Raw genomic sequence first — 14,172 nt, 5'->3', positions numbered from 1 at the left:
CAGCGGCCTGATGAGCGCCGTCGGCCCCGTGCTCGGTGGCTGGCTGACGGAAGCGGTGTCGTGGCGCGCCGTCTTCCTGATCAACCTGCCCATCGCCGCGCTGGCGGTCTGGCTGGTCGCCGCCGCCGCGCGCGAGAGCCGCGGCGCCCGTGCGGGGCCGGTCGACGTGCTCGGCGCGGTCGCCGCCACCGCAGGCCTCGGCGCGCTGACCTGGGCGCTGACCGAGGCGCCGAGGCTCGGCTTCGGCCACCCCGCCGTGGTGGCCGGGCTCGTGCTGGGATCGGGCGCCCTCGCGGGTTTCCTCGCGATCGAGCGCCGCGCGGCCAGCCCTATGATGCCGCTGGAGCTGTTCCGGTCGCGCCAGTTCTCCGGCCTGAACGCCTACACCCTCCTCCTGTACGGGGCCTTCGGCGGCGCGCTGTTCCTGCTGCCGTTCCTGCTCTTACGGGTGCATCATTATCCGGCCGCCGTCGCGGGGGCGGCGCTGTTGCCGCTCTCGATCGGCCTGGCGGTCCTGTCGCCGATCGCGGGACGCCTGGTCGCGCGGCTGGGCGCGCGGGCCCTGCTCGCCGCGGGCCCGGCGCTGGTGGCTACGGGCTTCGTGCTCATGGCGTGGCGCGCCGGGACCGCGGACTACTGGACGGGCATTTTCCCGGGGCTCGCCGTGATGGCCTTCGGACTGGGCCTCGCCGTGGCGCCGCTGACGGATGCCGTCCTGGAGGCGGTCGACGGCGAATACGAGGGCGCGGCCTCGGGGATCAACAACGCCGTCGCGCGCGTCGCCGGGCTGCTGGCGGTCGCGCTGATCGGGTTTGCGTTGGTCGGGGGCGACCCCGACGCCATCCTGAAAGGCTTCCGGGCGGGACTGCTGGTCGCCGCGGCCGTGGCCGGCGGGGCCGGGCTGCTGGCGGTGTCGATGTTGCAGCGCCGCGGCGACGGCGTGTGACGCCTTGCGCTTATATGATGCGCATCATTTAATAGGCGCATGAGCAAGTCGATCATCGTCGTCGGGGCCGGTGACGCCCTGGGCGGCGCCATCGCCCGCCGGTTCGCCCGCGAAGGCTTCGAGGCAGTGATCCTGCGCCGCAACGCCGAGCAGCTTCAGCCGCTGGCCGAGGCGATCCGCGCCGACGGCGGCAAGGCCCACCCGTTCGGCGTGGACGCGCGGAACGAGGAGCAGATGGTGGCGCTCTTCGACGCGGTCGAAGCAAAGATCGCGCCCATCGAGGCCTGCGTCTTCAACATCGGCGCGAACGTCCGCTTCCCCATCGCGGAGACCACCAGCCGGGTGTTCTTCAAGGTCTGGGAGATGGCCTGTTTCGCCGGGTTCCTGGCCGGACGCGAGGCGGCGAAGAAGATGGAGCCGCGGGGCAGGGGCACGATCATCTTCACCGGCGCCACGGCCAGCGTGCGCGGGCGCGAAGGCTTTGCGGCGTTCGCCTCGGCCAAGCACGGGCTGCGGGCGCTGAGCCAGAGCATGGCGCGCGAACTGGGACCGAAGGGCGTCCACGTGGCCCACACCATCATCGACGGGGCTATCGACACCGCCTGGATCGCCGAGAACTTCCCCGATCGCTACGCGCTGAAGGACCGGGACGGCATCCTCAATCCGGACCACATCGCCGACGCCTACTGGATGCTGCACACCCAGCCGCGCGACGCGTGGACCCACGAACTGGACCTGCGGCCGTGGATGGAGACCTTCTGATGGGCAAGACGGTCGAATTCTTCTTCGACGTGGGCAGCCCGGCCAGCTACGTGGCCTTCAAGCGCCTGCCCGCCATCGCCGCGCGGACGGGGGCGACGATCGACTGGCAGCCGTTCCTGCTGGGCGGGGTGTTCAAGGCGACCGGCAACCATTCGCCGGCCGAGGTCCCGGCCAAGGGCGCGTGGACCACCGTCGACCTGGCGCGGTTCGCGAAGCGCCACCGCGTACCCTTCGCGCGCAACCCGTTCTTCCCGATCAACACCCTGCACCTGATGCGGGGCGCGGCCGGGCTGCAGGGCGACCCGCGGTTCATGGCCTATCTGACCGCTGTCTTCGACGCCATGTGGCGGGACTCGAAGAACCTGGGCGATCCCGCTGAAATGCAGCCGGTTCTCGCCCGTGCAGGCCTGGGCGGAGACGAGTTCATGGCCCTGATCAACGCCGATGAGACCAAGGCGCGGCTGAAGGCCACGACGGACAAGGCCGTCGCGCACGGGGCGTTCGGCGCGCCGACGTTCTTCGTGGGCGGCGAGATGTACTTCGGCCAGGACCGCCTGGACTGGGTGGAGGAAGCGCTGGCGGCCTAGGCGACTGCTGACAGAATTGGGTCCGGGCGCGCGGCATTCTGTCCGCGCACAAACCGGAAGGAGCCCGTCCCCATGTATGTCTGCGGCCTCGTCATTCCCGTGCCGGGGGACCGGCGCGACGATTACCGCCGGTGGGCCGAGAACGGCGCGGCCTTCTTCAGGGAGTACGGCTGCCTGGAAATCGTCGAGTGCTGGGAGGACTTCGTGCCCGACGGGAAGGCGACCGACTTCCGCCGCGCCGTGGCGGCGCGGCCGGGCGAGAAGATCGTCTTCGCCTGGCAGGTCTGGCCCGACAAGGCGAGCTTCGAGGCCGCCGAGGCGAAGATGCACGACGACCCGCGCATGGAGTCCGCCGGCGAGCCGCCCTTCGACGCCCAGCGCCTGATCCTGGGCTGTTTCGCGCCGATGCTGACGGTGGGCCGGTCCAAGGCCGAGGCGGCGTCAGCGGGCGGTTAGCCACTCAACGATGTTGAGCAAGAGCTGCTTGTCCTGCCGCGCCGAGGGCTGGCCGAAGCCGTACGGCGCGCCCTTCACAAGCTGGTTGGTGAACATGGCGGCCTCGCTGACCACGACGATCCGGCCCTTGCCATAGACGAGGGCGGCGGCGCGCAGATCATCGCGCGTCGCCGCGCGGCGCGGCGTCTCGGGGTCGAACTTGGCCCATTCCGACGGGTAGAGGAGCGCCCAGCCCTCATCCAGCCGCAGTATCGGGATCGCGCCGGCTGGGGCGCGGAAGGCGGAGCCGGTGAAGGTCTGCGCCTCGCTGACAGGAGCCGCCCGGCCCGAGCCGCGAGTGATGGGGCTCTCGACCAGTGTCCCGTCGCCGGGCGTGAAAATCTCAGGCGTGCGGCCGTCGCCCTTCACGGCGGCGACGTTCTCGAAGGCGAAGTCGAACGCCTTGGCGAGATCGGTGGCGGCGCCGGCGAATGGCATGTGGTCGGCGATGAGGAACAGGGCTCCGCCGCCCTTCACCCAGGCCTGCACCGCCGCGATCTCGGCCGGCGCGAACGCCGAGGGCGTGGGCAGCTTCCAGCTCTGAGCGTTGGACGGCGCCAGGGCGTTGGCGATGACAAGCACGCGCACCGTCGAGAGCTTCGCAGCGCTGAACTCGCCCCGCAGGGCGCTGACCCGATACCCGTCGTGGCGCAGCACGGCCGCAAAGGGCGCATAGCGCCCCTCGAGCGTGTGGTAGTTGTGGTGTCCTTCGTCGAGCGCGACCACCGGGCCCGCGCCGGTCGGGTAGGCCGGATGGGCGACGGAGAGGTCGGTCTCGCTGTTCGCCACCGCTTGCGACCACGCCGGCCCGGGCGCGGCCAGCAGTGCAAGCGCAGACAGGAAGGCGACGGGCATTCTGGGCGCCATCTGCAACTCTTCGCGCGCGGCGCGGAGGTCCGCAACGGCCCTAGCGCGGCTTCCTGAACTTCAGGATGAACTGGTCCGTGTTCCCGCGGATCGACTTGTCGAAGACGCTGGCCGTCAGCGGGTCCTTCGGATTGGCGAGCAGCTTGCTCTCGCCCTCGAACCGGAAGCCCGCCGCTGCGACCTGCTGCTTCACCGTGGCGATGTCGATCCGGTGAAGCGTGTCGGTTTCCGTCATCCCGGTCGCGGGGCGGCCCCGATGGTCGACGATCACGAACAGCCCGCCGGGCTTCAGCGCCTTGAACACCGCCGCGTTCAGGACGGCGGGGTCGACCTTGCCCATGAAGGGGTCGGGATAGTCGTGGTAGTTCTGGGAGGTGAAGACGAGGTCCAGCGGCTCGGGCGCGCTGAAGGCCTTGGCCGGTTGGGTCAGCACCACCACGTTCGTGAAGGGCGCGGCGGCCGCCATCTTCCGCATCACGTCGGAGTCGGGCTGCGAGACCTTGTCGTATTCGTTGGGCCAGACGGCATAGACCCGACCCGCCGGGCCGACGGCCAGGCTGAACAGCCGCGTGAAATAGCCGCCGCCGGGGATGAGGTCGTAGACCCGCTGGCCGGGCTTCACCTCGGCGAGGGCGACGATCTCCGGGCCCTTACGGCGAGCGTCGATCTTGGCGTCCGCGGCCCGGGCCGGGTTCGCGATCACCGAAGCGGGGAGGGCGGCCTTGGCGGCGACAGGCGTCAGCAGCAGGAGGGCGGCGGCGAGGAGCGGGAGGCGCTTCATCGGGACTTCCTTCGACGGGACAGCGGATGGCGAGACTAACGCCCCTGGCCCGAACGACGACACACTTGAGACGAACGGCGCGAAACCCTATCTCACTGGTCGTGAACGGGGCACGGCCTTGCGCGCCGACCCGCGTCTTTCCCGGTCAAGCTAGCGTAACTGGGGCGATGGGACGCAGTGTCGCGCATGGTTCTTGCGACGCTTGAAAGGCGTTGGAAACCGTCCACATAAATCGTCGGACAGCCGCCCGCCGTGGCGGACGGGTCGTACGACTCAAGCGCATCGTTTGAGTGACTGCGATCCGGAAGGCGAGGTCGCCACCAAAGGGGCCCGCCAGGAGTTAGAGCATCATGTCAGAGATCAAGATCCTTCCGATCCTGCCCCTGCGGGACATCGTTGTCTTCCCGCATCAACCGGTGCCGCTCTTCGTGGGCCGGGAAAAGTCCGTGCGCGCGCTCGAAGAGGCGATGCGGGCCGAGGGCAAGCAGATCCTGCTGGCGACGCAGAAGGACAAGGACGACGACGATCCGTCGCCCAACGCCATCTACGACGTCGGCGTCGTCGCCACGATCCTGCAACTGCTGAAGCTTCCGGACGGCACCGTTAAGGTGCTGGTCGAGGGCAAGGCGCGCGCGGGCATCAGCCGCTTCACCGGCTCGGGCGACTACTACGAAGCCGAGATCGCCATGGTCCAGGAGGACGGCGCGGGCTCTCCCGAAGCCGAGGCCCTGAGCCGCGCGGTGATCGAGCAGTTCGAGAACTACGTTAAGCTGAACAAGAAGGTGCCGCCCGAGGCGCTGGCCGCGATCCCGCAGATCGACAACCCCAGCGAGCTCGCCGACCGCATCGCCGGCCACCTCAGCGTCAAGATCGCCGAGAAGCAGCAGCTTTTGGAAGTCTTCAACGTCGTGAAGCGCCTGGAGAAGGTCTACGCCCTGATGGAGGGCGAGATCTCGGTCATGCAGACCGAGAAGAAGATCCGGAACCGCGTGAAGCGGCAGATGGAGAAGACCCAGCGCGAGTACTATCTGAACGAGCAGATGAAGGCGATCCAGCGCGAGCTGGGCGAACAGGACGACCACCGCGACGAGCTGATCGAGCTCGAGAAGCGGATCAAGAAGACCAAGCTCAGCAAGGAAGCGCGGACGAAGGCCGAGGCGGAGCTGAAGAAGCTGCGCAACATGAGCCCGATGTCGGCCGAGAGCACCGTGGTCCGGAACTACCTGGACTGGCTGCTTTCGATCCCGTGGGGCAAGGCCAAGCAGAAGCCCATCGACCTGAAGAAGGCCGAGGACATCCTCAACGAGGACCACTACGGCCTGGAGAAGGTCAAGGAACGGATCCTGGAGTACCTGGCGGTGCAGAGCCGCGTGGGGACGCTGAAGGGCCCGATCCTGTGCCTGGTTGGTCCTCCCGGTGTCGGCAAGACGTCCCTGGGCAAGTCCATCGCCAAGGCCACCAGCCGCGAGTTCGTCCGGGTCTCCCTGGGTGGCGTGCGCGACGAGGCCGAGATCCGCGGCCACCGCCGGACCTACATCGGCTCGATGCCCGGCAAGGTCATCCAGTCGATGAAGAAGGCCAAGACGACCAACGCCTTCTTCCTGCTGGACGAGATCGACAAGATGGGCGCCGACTGGCGGGGCGACCCGTCCTCGGCCCTGCTCGAGGTGCTGGACCCGGCGCAGAACTCGACGTTCGCCGACCACTACCTGGAGGTGGACTACGACCTGTCGCCGGTGATGTTCGTCACCACGGCGAACTCGCTCAACATGCCCCAGCCGCTGCTGGACCGCATGGAGATCATCCGCATCCCCGGCTACACTGAGGACGAGAAGGTCGAGATCGCCAAGCGGCACATCCTGCCGAAGCTGACCAAGGACCACGGCCTGAAGCCGGAGGAGTTCGTGGTGCCGGAAGACGCCGTCCGCGGCCTCATCCGCTACTACACCCGCGAAGCCGGCGTCCGGAGCCTGGAACGCGAGCTGGGCAACCTGGCGCGCAAGACCGTCCGTGACCTGGGCCGCGAGGGCCTCAAGTCGATCACCATCGACGACGAGCGCCTGGCCAAGTACGCGGGGGTCAAGAAGTTCCGCTACGGCGAGACGGACAAGGAAGACGCGGTCGGCATCATCACCGGCCTGGCGTGGACCGAGTTCGGCGGCGACATCCTGACCATCGAAGCGGTCAAGATGCCGGGCAAGGGCCGCATGTCCATCACGGGCAACCTGAAGGACGTGATGAAGGAGTCGATCTCGGCGGCGAACAGCTATGTCCGCAGCCGTGCCACGAAGTTCGGCATCGAGCCGCCGGTCTTCGAGCGCACCGACGTCCACATCCACGTGCCGGACGGCGCCACGCCCAAGGACGGTCCGTCCGCCGGCGCGGCCATGGCCACCGCCATCGTCTCCGTCCTGACGGGCATCCCGATCCGGGCCGACATCGCCATGACCGGCGAAGTCACGCTGCGGGGCCGGGTGACCGCCATCGGCGGCCTGAAGGAGAAGCTGCTCGCGGCCCTGCGCTCCGGCGTGAAGACCGTGCTGATCCCGCAGGAGAACGAAAAGGACCTGGCCGACATCCCGGACAACGTGAAGTCGGCGCTGGAGATCATCCCGGTCAACACCATGGACGAGGTCCTGGCCAAGGCCCTGACCCGCCAGCCGGTGGCGATCGAGTGGACCGAGCCGACACCGGTGGCCGTGGCGGTCGACGGCGACGACGCGGGCGACGCGGTCGGTCTCCACTAATTAGAAGACCGGGTATCGCGGCCGGCCCCGGCCGGCCCGCGATCAAATTTGGTGACAAGCGCGGCGCGGGAAGGGATTCCCGCGCCGCGTCCGTTTGACGGCCACGCTTTCCCGTGCGTGAATTCGAACAAGGCGTAGGGGGGCGCGGCCCAAGACTTCCCACGCCAAAAGAAAATTGGGCTGGGAGAAAACAGTATGACGAAGGCCGAACTCGTCTCGGCGATCGCCGACAGGGCGGGCTTGAACAAGGCGCAGGCGAAGGAAGCCCTCGACGCCTTCATGGAGTCCGTCTCGACCTCGCTGAAGGCGGGCAACGAGGTCCGTCTGGTGGGCTTTGGAAGTTTCGTGCCGGTGAAGCGCGCCGCCGGCGTGGCGCGCAATCCCAAGACCGGCGAACGCGTGAAGCGGCCGGCGCAGCAGACCTGCCGGTTCCGGGTGGGCGATTCGCTGAAGAGCACGCTGAACAGCTAGGATCGTACCGAGGAGAGACGGGGCGGCCGCTCGTCGCGGCCGCTCTTTTTCGTTTGGCCTTCGCGGACGTGGCGGGTTAGGAGAACCGCCTCTTCGGGGAGTAGCCGTCCGCACCACAGCGGAGCCCGCGTCAACAAACTTGGTCCTTTCGGATCATGGCGCGTGCGGCGGACCTTCGGGTCCGGATTGGCGAGACCGGCGATGCGGCCTCACTAGCCTACGGGCGCGGCGGGGGTCTTGCGTCGTCGTGTCGATCGCCGCGTCCCCTGGTGTGCTCCGTGCTCGAACCCTTCCTCGTCTCCACCGGCCTCGTGGCCGTCGCCGAGATCGGCGACAAGACCCAGCTCCTCGCCATCATGCTGGCGGCGCGCTTCCGCAAGCCCGTGCCCATCATCCTCGGCATCCTCGCCGCGACGCTGGCCAACCATGGCCTGGCCGCGACGCTGGGCTTCGTGGTCGCCAAGTACCTCACCGGCCCGACGTTCCAGATCCTGGTCGGCGTGGGCTTCATCGCCATGGCGGCCTGGGCGCTGATCCCCGACAAGGAGGACGACGACGCGGCGGCCAAGTCGGCGGGCGGGGTGTTCCTGACCACCCTGGTGGCCTTCTTCCTGGTCGAGATCGGCGACAAGACCCAGATCGCCACCACCCTGCTGGCCGCCCGCTTCCAGGACATCGCAGTCGTCGCGGCGGGCACCACCCTGGGCATGATGCTGGCGAACGTGCCGGCCGTCTTCCTGGGTGAAGCCGCCACGAAGGTCGTGCCGCTGAAGTATGTGCGGATCGCGGCGGCCATCGTCTTTGCGGCCATCGGCGCCTGGGCGCTGCTGGCGGCCTTTATCCGGCCGGGGTTCCACGTCTAAGGTCCTGCGGGGTTTGGAGAATCCGATGACCGCGACCACCGCTGCCGATCGCAGCGACAGGGCCTTCCTGGGCCATCCGAAGGCGCTGGGCTATCTGGCGTTCACCGAGGCCTGGGAGCGGTTCTCCTACTACGGGATGAACACCCTCCTGGCCCTCTACATGGTCAACCACCTGCTGCTGCCCGGCCATGTGGAGAACGTGGCCGGGTTGCCGGTGCTTCGCGGGCTCATGGAGCGCGGCGGAACGCTGAGCCCCCAGGCCCTGGCCGTCGCTATCGCAGGGCTCTACGGCGCGTGCGTCTACCTGACCCCGCTACTGGGCGGCCTGCTCGCGGACTGGGTGCTGGGCCGGACGCCGACCATCATCCTGGGCGCGCTGCTGATGGCCGCCGGGCATTTCCTGATGGCGTTCGAGCAGCCGTTCCTGCTGGCGCTGCTGTGCCTGATGATCGGCTCGGGCTGCTTCAAGGGCAACATCGCCAGCCAGGTCGGCGGCCTCTACCCCGAGGGCGACACCCGCCGGGCCGACGCCTTCCAGATCTTCTACCTGGCGATCAACGCCGGGGTGATCGTGGCGCCGCTGGTGGTCGCCCGGCTGGCGCACGGCATCGGGTGGCACTGGGGCTTCGGCGCCGCGGGCGTCGGGATGCTGATCTCGATCGTCATCTACCTGTCGGGCCGCAAACTGTTCCCGTCCGATCCGCCGCTGCGCAAGCGTGGCGAGATGGACGTCGAGCGGCCGGCCATGGTGGCCAGCGACTGGAAGCGCGTGCTCCTGCTGGTCCTGATGGTGCCGCTGCTCGCGGCGTCCGTGCTGGGCAACCAGCAGATCTTCGTCACCTACCTGGTCTGGGCGGAGAAGAGCGCGGACCTGCACCTCTTCGGCGTGAAATTCCTGGCGGAGGACCTGGTCTCCGCCGACGCCTTCGTCTCGGTCGGCTGCCTCGCCGGCATGGTGGTGTTCTGGCGGCTCTGGGCCAAGCGGTTCAAGGAGCCGGACGAGTTCGGCAAGATCGTCATCGGCTGCCTGATCGGCGCGATGGGCGTCGCCTGCCTGGGGATCGGCTCGCTCATCGCGGGCGGCGGCAAGGTCTCGGCCGGGTGGCTGCTCGCGTTCCACCTGCTGAACGACATCGGGTTCGCCAATGTGCTGCCCGTGAGCCTGGCGCTGTTCGCCCGGGCCGCGCCGCAGGCGATCTCCGGGTCGGTGATCGGGATCTATTACCTGTTCCTGTTCGCCGCGAACGCCACCGCCGGCTGGCTGGGCACGAAGCTGGAGCACATGGGCTCGGAGAGCTTCTGGCTGATGCACGGGGGGATCGTCGCCGCGGCCGGCGTCTTGATCCTGGTGATCGCCCCGCTGTTCCGGCGCGTCCTGAACGCCGAGGCGCCGCCCGCGGCGCAGCCGGCCTAGCGGGGCGCGTGGTGGGCGGCGAGGGATTCGAACCCCCGACCCCCTCGGTGTAAACGAGGTGCTCTAACCAACTGAGCTAGCCGCCCGCGCGAGGGGGTTCTAGTGCATCTCGGGGCCGCCCGCCTAGAACCTCGTCGCGCTCGATCAACAGGAGTCCGTTGCGCGATGCGCCGGCTAGCCCCGATCCTCCTCCTGATGTGCGCCCAACCCGCCATGGCCGAACCCGCCACCGTCCAGGACTACATGAGCCAGCCGCAGGCGAAGGCGGACGCGCGCATCGCCTACGGGCCCGCGCCCGCGCAGGTCGCCGAGCTGTTCCTGCCGAAGGGCAATGGGCCGCATCCGGTCGTCGTGCTGATTCACGGCGGCTGCTACCTCGCCGAATACCAGGGCCTGCCGCAGACGAGCGGCATCGCCGCCGACCTGGCGCGGCGCGGCTACGCCGTCTGGAACGTCGAGTACCGCAAGCTGGGCGAGGCGGGAGCGGAGTATCCGGGCGCCTTCCTGGATGTGGCCGACGCCGTGGACCGGCTCCGGACCGAGGCGCCGAAGTACGGGTTCGACCTGAAGCGGGTCGTGGCGGTCGGCCATTCGGCCGGCGGGCATCTGGCGCTCTGGGCGGCCGCGCGGGGCAAGCTGCCGAAGACCAGTCCGCTGTGGCGCGCCGACCCGCTGCCGATCCGCGCGGTGATCGGCCTGGGCGGCATCGGCGATCTGAAGGGGCAGCGCGACGTCTTCGCCGGCGCCTGTGGGCCCGAACCGATCCCGCGGATCATCGGCCTGGCCGAGCGCGGCCCGGCCGCCTACGCCGACACGTCGCCGGCGGAATTGCTGCCGACCGGGACCCGGACCGTGATGATCTCGGGCACGCTGGACCACGTCATGCCGCCGCCCACGGGCGTCGCCTACGCCGAACGCGCCCAAGCGGCCGGCGACAGCGCCGAGGCCGTGGCGTTGCCGGGCGTCAGCCATTTCGACGTGGTGATCCCGACGACCGCCGCGTGGGGCGAGGTGGCGAAGGTCGTCGACCGCGAAGTCCGCGCGCTGCGCTGATGCGATACCGTCCCCTGGGCCGCAGCGGCCTGACCGTCTCGGAACTGGGCTTCGGCTGCGCGAGCTGGTGGGGCAAGCCGCGCTTCGACGAGCGGACCGCGCTGGGCCTCGTGCACGAGGCCATCGACCGGGGCGTCACCCTGTTCGACACCGGCGCCAGCTATTCGGCGGGCGAGGCCGAGCCGCGCCTGGGGCGGGCGCTGAAGGGGCGGGACGCCTCGCGCCTGGTGATCGCCACCAAGGCCGGCACCTACCACGCCGGCGGCGGCCGGATCGCCCGCGACATGACCCCCGCCGCCATCGTCGCCAGCGCCGAGCGCAGCCTGCGCAACCTGGGCCTGGAGACGCTGGGCCTGCTCCAGCTTCACGGCCCGGCGATCCACGAGCTGGACGAGCCGATGCTGGCGGCGCTGGCGGGGCTGAAGGCGAGGGGCCTGGCCCGCGCCGTCGGGCTGAACAGCTTCGATCCGGCGGTGATCGAGCATGCGATCGGCCTGGAGGTCTTCGACGCGGTGATGGTCGACTACAACGTCCTGCGCCCCGAGCGCGAGCCGCTGATCGCCCGCGCCGCCGCGGCGGGGAAGGGCGTCCTGGCCGGCATGCCGCTGGCCATGGGCCACACCCGGCCGCTGCTCTCGCGCCTGAAGGGGCCGCAGGACCTGTGGTACGCCGCCCGGGCGCTGGCGAAGCACCGGGGCGAACTGGTCCGCGGCCAGCACTTCACCTTCCTGCACCGCCTGCCGGACATGACAGGCTCCCAGGCGGCGCTGGCCTATCTGCTGGCCAACCCGGGGGTCAGCGCGGCCGTGTTCGGCGCCACGCGGCCGGCGCACCTGCGGGAGAACCTGGCCGCGAGCGGCAGGGTCCTCCCCGACGGCGTCATGGCCCGCATCCACGCCGCCCAGCGCGTAAGCCGTTGACGTGGCGTGAGGACTTCCACCGGCCCGCGCCGGGAGTCATGCTGGCCTAGGAGAACAACGATAATCTAAGGGCAGGAGCATATGGCTGACGTTCCCGGGAACCTCGAAGACGTCCTGAAGGACGCGCACCTTCCGGCGCTGCTGACCGCCATGGTCCACCTGACGGGCGACGCGAGCTGGCTGCGGCCCGAGTGGACGCCGGTCTACAACCCGATGGACCGCGAGGACCTGGGCATTTCACCGGAGCAGCAGGCCGCCGCGCGCAAGGCCGCCGCCGAGGCCATTCGCGCCCACATCGCCGGCAAGCCGCTGGCCATGCCGAAGCCGGACACCGCGACCCTGCGCCGCCAGATGGACTTCGTGGCCGGCGCGCCGATCCCCCCGGAGTACGTCGACTTCCTGATGGACGAACTGACCCTCGACGGGCGCAGCAGCAAGGACCCGCAGTTCGACCAGCCCAAGCTGCAGGACGCGGCGCGCAAGCTGAAGGTGCTGGTGATCGGCGCGGGCATGTCGGGCCTGCTCACCGGCATCCGCCTCAGCCAGGCCGGCGTGCCGTTCGAGATCGTCGACAAGAACGCCGACGTGGGCGGCACCTGGTTCGAGAACACCTATCCCGGCTGCCGGGTGGACAACTCGAACCACATGTACAGCTACTCGTTCGAGCCCAGCCACGCCTGGCCGCAGCACTTCTCGCCTCAGCCGGTGCTGCTGGAGTACTTCCGCGGCGTCGCCAAGAAGTACGACCTGAAGAAGCACATCCGCTTCGGCACGTGGGTCGAGAGCGTCGCCTGGGACGAGGCGCGCGCCGTCTGGCGCTGCACGCTGAAGAAGGACGGCCAGACCGAGGTGGTCGAGGCCAACGCCGTCGTCTCGTGCGTCGGCCAGCTCAACCGCCCGCGCTTCCCCGACATCAAGGGCCTGGGCAGCTTCGAGGGCCCCGCGTTCCACTCGGCCGAATGGCGGCACGACGTGGACCTGAAGGGCAAGCGGGTGGGGGTGATCGGCACCGGCGCCTCGGCCTACCAGTTCGTGCCCGAGATCGCGCCCTACGTGGCCAAGCTGACCGTGTTCCAGCGCACGCCGCCGTGGGGCCTGCCGGCGCCGCACTACCACGACGACGTCGCCGACAACATGAAGTGGGTGCTGGAGCACGTGCCCTTCTTCGACAAGTGGTACCGCTTCTATCTGTTCTGGATGACCACCGAGGGCTTCCTGCCGATGGTGAAGTCCGATCCGAACTGGACGGGCCCCAAGACCGCCGTCGGGCCCGAGAACGCCATGCTGCGCGAGATGGCGGCCATGGCCCTGCAGGCCCAGGTGGCCGACCGCCCCGACCTGGCCGACAAGGTGGTCCCGGACTATCCGATCGGCGGCAAGCGGGCCGTGCTGGACAACGGCGTCTGGCTGGCGGCGCTGAAGCGTCCGAACGTCGAGCTGGTCACCGACAAGATCGCCGAGATCACCGCCAAGGGCGTCAAGACCGCCGACGGGGTCGAGCACGAGTTCGACGTGCTGATCTACGGCACCGGCTTCCAGGCCTCGAACTTCCTGTCGTTCCTGAAGGTGAAAGGCAAGGGCGGCCGCGACCTGCACGACGTCTGGAACGGCGACGCGCGGGCCTACCTCGGCATGACCGTGCCGGGCTTCCCGAACTTCTTCATCACCTACGGGCCCAACACCAACATCGTGGTCAACGGCTCGATCATCTTCTTCTCCGAGTGCTCGGTCCGCTACATCGTGGGCGCCCTGCGCCTGCTGGCCGAGAGCGGGGCCCGGTCGATGGAGGTCAAGGCCGCCGTCCACGACGACTTCAACCGCCGCGTCGACGAGGCCAACGCGGGCTGGGCCTGGGGCTCGCCGCACGTGTCGAGCTGGTACAAGAACAGCCTGGGCCGCGTGAGCCAGAACTGGCCCTTCGGCCTCATCGACTACTGGCGCGCGACGCTGGCCCCCAACCCGGACGACTTCGTGCTGGAGAAGGTGCCCGAGCCGGCGTGACGCTCCGTCTCCTCAACCCCCTCTCTTCCCCCGGCCCAAGGGCGCAATGGGGGGCGAGGTTTGACGCAGCCTTGTCGGTCTCTCAGGCGTAAGGTCTATTGAGGCGATGGAGCCTGCGATCTATCTGGCCTGGGCCCTATGGCTATGTATCGCTGGCGTATGCGGGCTCAAAGTCGAGCTTGCGGTGGCGCGCTACAAGGTCCCCCACCGGCGGCGCCGAGCAAGCTTGATGTGGGGGGCCATCGCCGCCTCGGCGGTCAGCTTT

At 69.2% G+C, this 14,172-nt stretch carries 13 protein-coding genes, 1 tRNA gene and 1 riboswitch; of the genes, 11 read left to right on the top strand and 3 right to left on the bottom strand.

Annotated features, from left to right (window positions below):
- From Q0L11_RS11720 to Q0L11_RS11705, 4 genes are all read left to right on the top strand, one after another.
- Positions 1-946, top strand: a 946-nt coding sequence (locus Q0L11_RS11720) for an MFS transporter (protein ID WP_296597453.1), incomplete at its 5' end; no start/stop codon positions are given.
- Positions 947-985: 39 nt separating this feature from the next.
- Positions 986-1,708, top strand: a complete 723-nt coding sequence (locus Q0L11_RS11715; protein WP_296597452.1) for an SDR family oxidoreductase — start codon at positions 986-988, stop codon at positions 1,706-1,708.
- Complete coding sequence (locus tag Q0L11_RS11710; protein WP_296597451.1) at positions 1,708-2,295, top strand: 2-hydroxychromene-2-carboxylate isomerase; 588 nt, start codon at positions 1,708-1,710, stop codon at positions 2,293-2,295. Before Q0L11_RS11715 ends, Q0L11_RS11710 begins: the two co-directional genes overlap by 1 nt.
- Before the next feature lie 72 nt (positions 2,296-2,367).
- Positions 2,368-2,751, top strand: coding sequence for a DUF1428 domain-containing protein (locus tag Q0L11_RS11705; protein ID WP_296597450.1), 384 nt, complete (start codon positions 2,368-2,370; stop codon positions 2,749-2,751).
- Here the strand turns inward: Q0L11_RS11705 and Q0L11_RS11700 are convergent.
- Positions 2,737-3,657: a DUF4350 domain-containing protein gene (locus tag Q0L11_RS11700; protein ID WP_296597449.1), complete on the bottom strand. Its 921-nt coding sequence runs from the start codon at positions 3,655-3,657 to the stop codon at positions 2,737-2,739. The genes Q0L11_RS11705 and Q0L11_RS11700 overlap by 15 nt on opposite strands.
- Before the next feature lie 40 nt (positions 3,658-3,697).
- The gene (locus Q0L11_RS11695; protein WP_296597448.1) at positions 3,698-4,438 is read right to left on the bottom strand and encodes a methyltransferase; all 741 of its coding nucleotides are present in this window, start codon (positions 4,436-4,438) and stop codon (positions 3,698-3,700) included.
- Positions 4,439-4,788: 350 nt separating this feature from the next.
- On the opposite strand from Q0L11_RS11695, the gene lon reads away from it, so the two are divergent.
- From lon to Q0L11_RS11675, 4 genes are all read left to right on the top strand, one after another.
- The gene (gene lon, locus Q0L11_RS11690) at positions 4,789-7,185 is read left to right on the top strand and encodes an endopeptidase La (RefSeq protein ID WP_296597447.1); all 2,397 of its coding nucleotides are present in this window, start codon (positions 4,789-4,791) and stop codon (positions 7,183-7,185) included.
- Between the two features lie 195 nt (positions 7,186-7,380).
- Positions 7,381-7,656 (top strand): HU family DNA-binding protein, encoded by a 276-nt coding sequence (locus Q0L11_RS11685; protein ID WP_296597446.1) that lies wholly within the window; start codon positions 7,381-7,383, stop codon positions 7,654-7,656.
- 83 nt (positions 7,657-7,739) lie between these two features.
- A riboswitch (yybP-ykoY riboswitch) is annotated at positions 7,740-7,924 on the top strand.
- A gap of 10 nt (positions 7,925-7,934) precedes the next feature.
- Positions 7,935-8,519 (top strand): TMEM165/GDT1 family protein, encoded by a 585-nt coding sequence (locus Q0L11_RS11680; RefSeq protein ID WP_296597445.1) that lies wholly within the window; start codon positions 7,935-7,937, stop codon positions 8,517-8,519.
- Between the two features lie 25 nt (positions 8,520-8,544).
- Entirely contained in the window at positions 8,545-9,933 is a 1,389-nt protein-coding gene (locus tag Q0L11_RS11675) for a peptide MFS transporter (RefSeq protein ID WP_296597444.1), read from the top strand.
- 9 nt (positions 9,934-9,942) lie between these two features.
- On the opposite strand, the gene Q0L11_RS11670 is transcribed toward Q0L11_RS11675, so the two are convergent.
- Positions 9,943-10,019: transfer RNA gene (locus Q0L11_RS11670), tRNA-Val, on the bottom strand.
- Positions 10,020-10,098: 79 nt separating this feature from the next.
- On the opposite strand from Q0L11_RS11670, the gene Q0L11_RS11665 reads away from it, so the two are divergent.
- The 3 genes from Q0L11_RS11665 to Q0L11_RS11655 all read left to right on the top strand — a co-directional run bounded on the left by Q0L11_RS11665 (position 10,099) and on the right by Q0L11_RS11655 (position 13,907).
- The gene (locus Q0L11_RS11665; RefSeq protein WP_296597443.1) at positions 10,099-10,986 is read left to right on the top strand and encodes an alpha/beta hydrolase; all 888 of its coding nucleotides are present in this window, start codon (positions 10,099-10,101) and stop codon (positions 10,984-10,986) included.
- The gene (locus Q0L11_RS11660) at positions 10,986-11,906 is read left to right on the top strand and encodes an aldo/keto reductase (protein ID WP_296597442.1); all 921 of its coding nucleotides are present in this window, start codon (positions 10,986-10,988) and stop codon (positions 11,904-11,906) included. Before Q0L11_RS11665 ends, Q0L11_RS11660 begins: the two co-directional genes overlap by 1 nt.
- 81 nt (positions 11,907-11,987) lie before the next feature.
- On the top strand, positions 11,988-13,907 hold the full coding sequence (locus Q0L11_RS11655) for an NAD(P)/FAD-dependent oxidoreductase (protein ID WP_296597441.1): 1,920 nt from the start codon (positions 11,988-11,990) through the stop codon (positions 13,905-13,907).
- Positions 13,908-14,172 lie beyond the last annotated feature (265 nt).

Origin of the sequence: Phenylobacterium sp. (genome assembly GCF_024508875.1) — a bacterium.
GTDB lineage: Bacteria > Pseudomonadota > Alphaproteobacteria > Caulobacterales > Caulobacteraceae > Phenylobacterium.
Note: the sequence above shows the minus strand (reverse complement) of the source record. Positions and strands in the feature narration are given on the sequence as shown.

Coding starts and splice junctions, on each gene's coding strand:
- Q0L11_RS11715 (WP_296597452.1), top strand. CDS start 986: ATGAGCAAGTCGATCATCGTCGTCGGGGCCGGTGACGCCCTGGGCGGC.
- Q0L11_RS11710 (WP_296597451.1), top strand. CDS start 1,708: ATGGGCAAGACGGTCGAATTCTTCTTCGACGTGGGCAGCCCGGCCAGC.
- Q0L11_RS11705 (WP_296597450.1), top strand. CDS start 2,368: ATGTATGTCTGCGGCCTCGTCATTCCCGTGCCGGGGGACCGGCGCGAC.
- Q0L11_RS11700 (WP_296597449.1), bottom strand. CDS start 3,657: ATGGCGCCCAGAATGCCCGTCGCCTTCCTGTCTGCGCTTGCACTGCTG.
- Q0L11_RS11695 (WP_296597448.1), bottom strand. CDS start 4,438: ATGAAGCGCCTCCCGCTCCTCGCCGCCGCCCTCCTGCTGCTGACGCCT.
- lon (WP_296597447.1), top strand. CDS start 4,789: ATGTCAGAGATCAAGATCCTTCCGATCCTGCCCCTGCGGGACATCGTT.
- Q0L11_RS11685 (WP_296597446.1), top strand. CDS start 7,381: ATGACGAAGGCCGAACTCGTCTCGGCGATCGCCGACAGGGCGGGCTTG.
- Q0L11_RS11675 (WP_296597444.1), top strand. CDS start 8,545: ATGACCGCGACCACCGCTGCCGATCGCAGCGACAGGGCCTTCCTGGGC.
- Q0L11_RS11665 (WP_296597443.1), top strand. CDS start 10,099: ATGCGCCGGCTAGCCCCGATCCTCCTCCTGATGTGCGCCCAACCCGCC.
- Q0L11_RS11660 (WP_296597442.1), top strand. CDS start 10,986: ATGCGATACCGTCCCCTGGGCCGCAGCGGCCTGACCGTCTCGGAACTG.
- Q0L11_RS11655 (WP_296597441.1), top strand. CDS start 11,988: ATGGCTGACGTTCCCGGGAACCTCGAAGACGTCCTGAAGGACGCGCAC.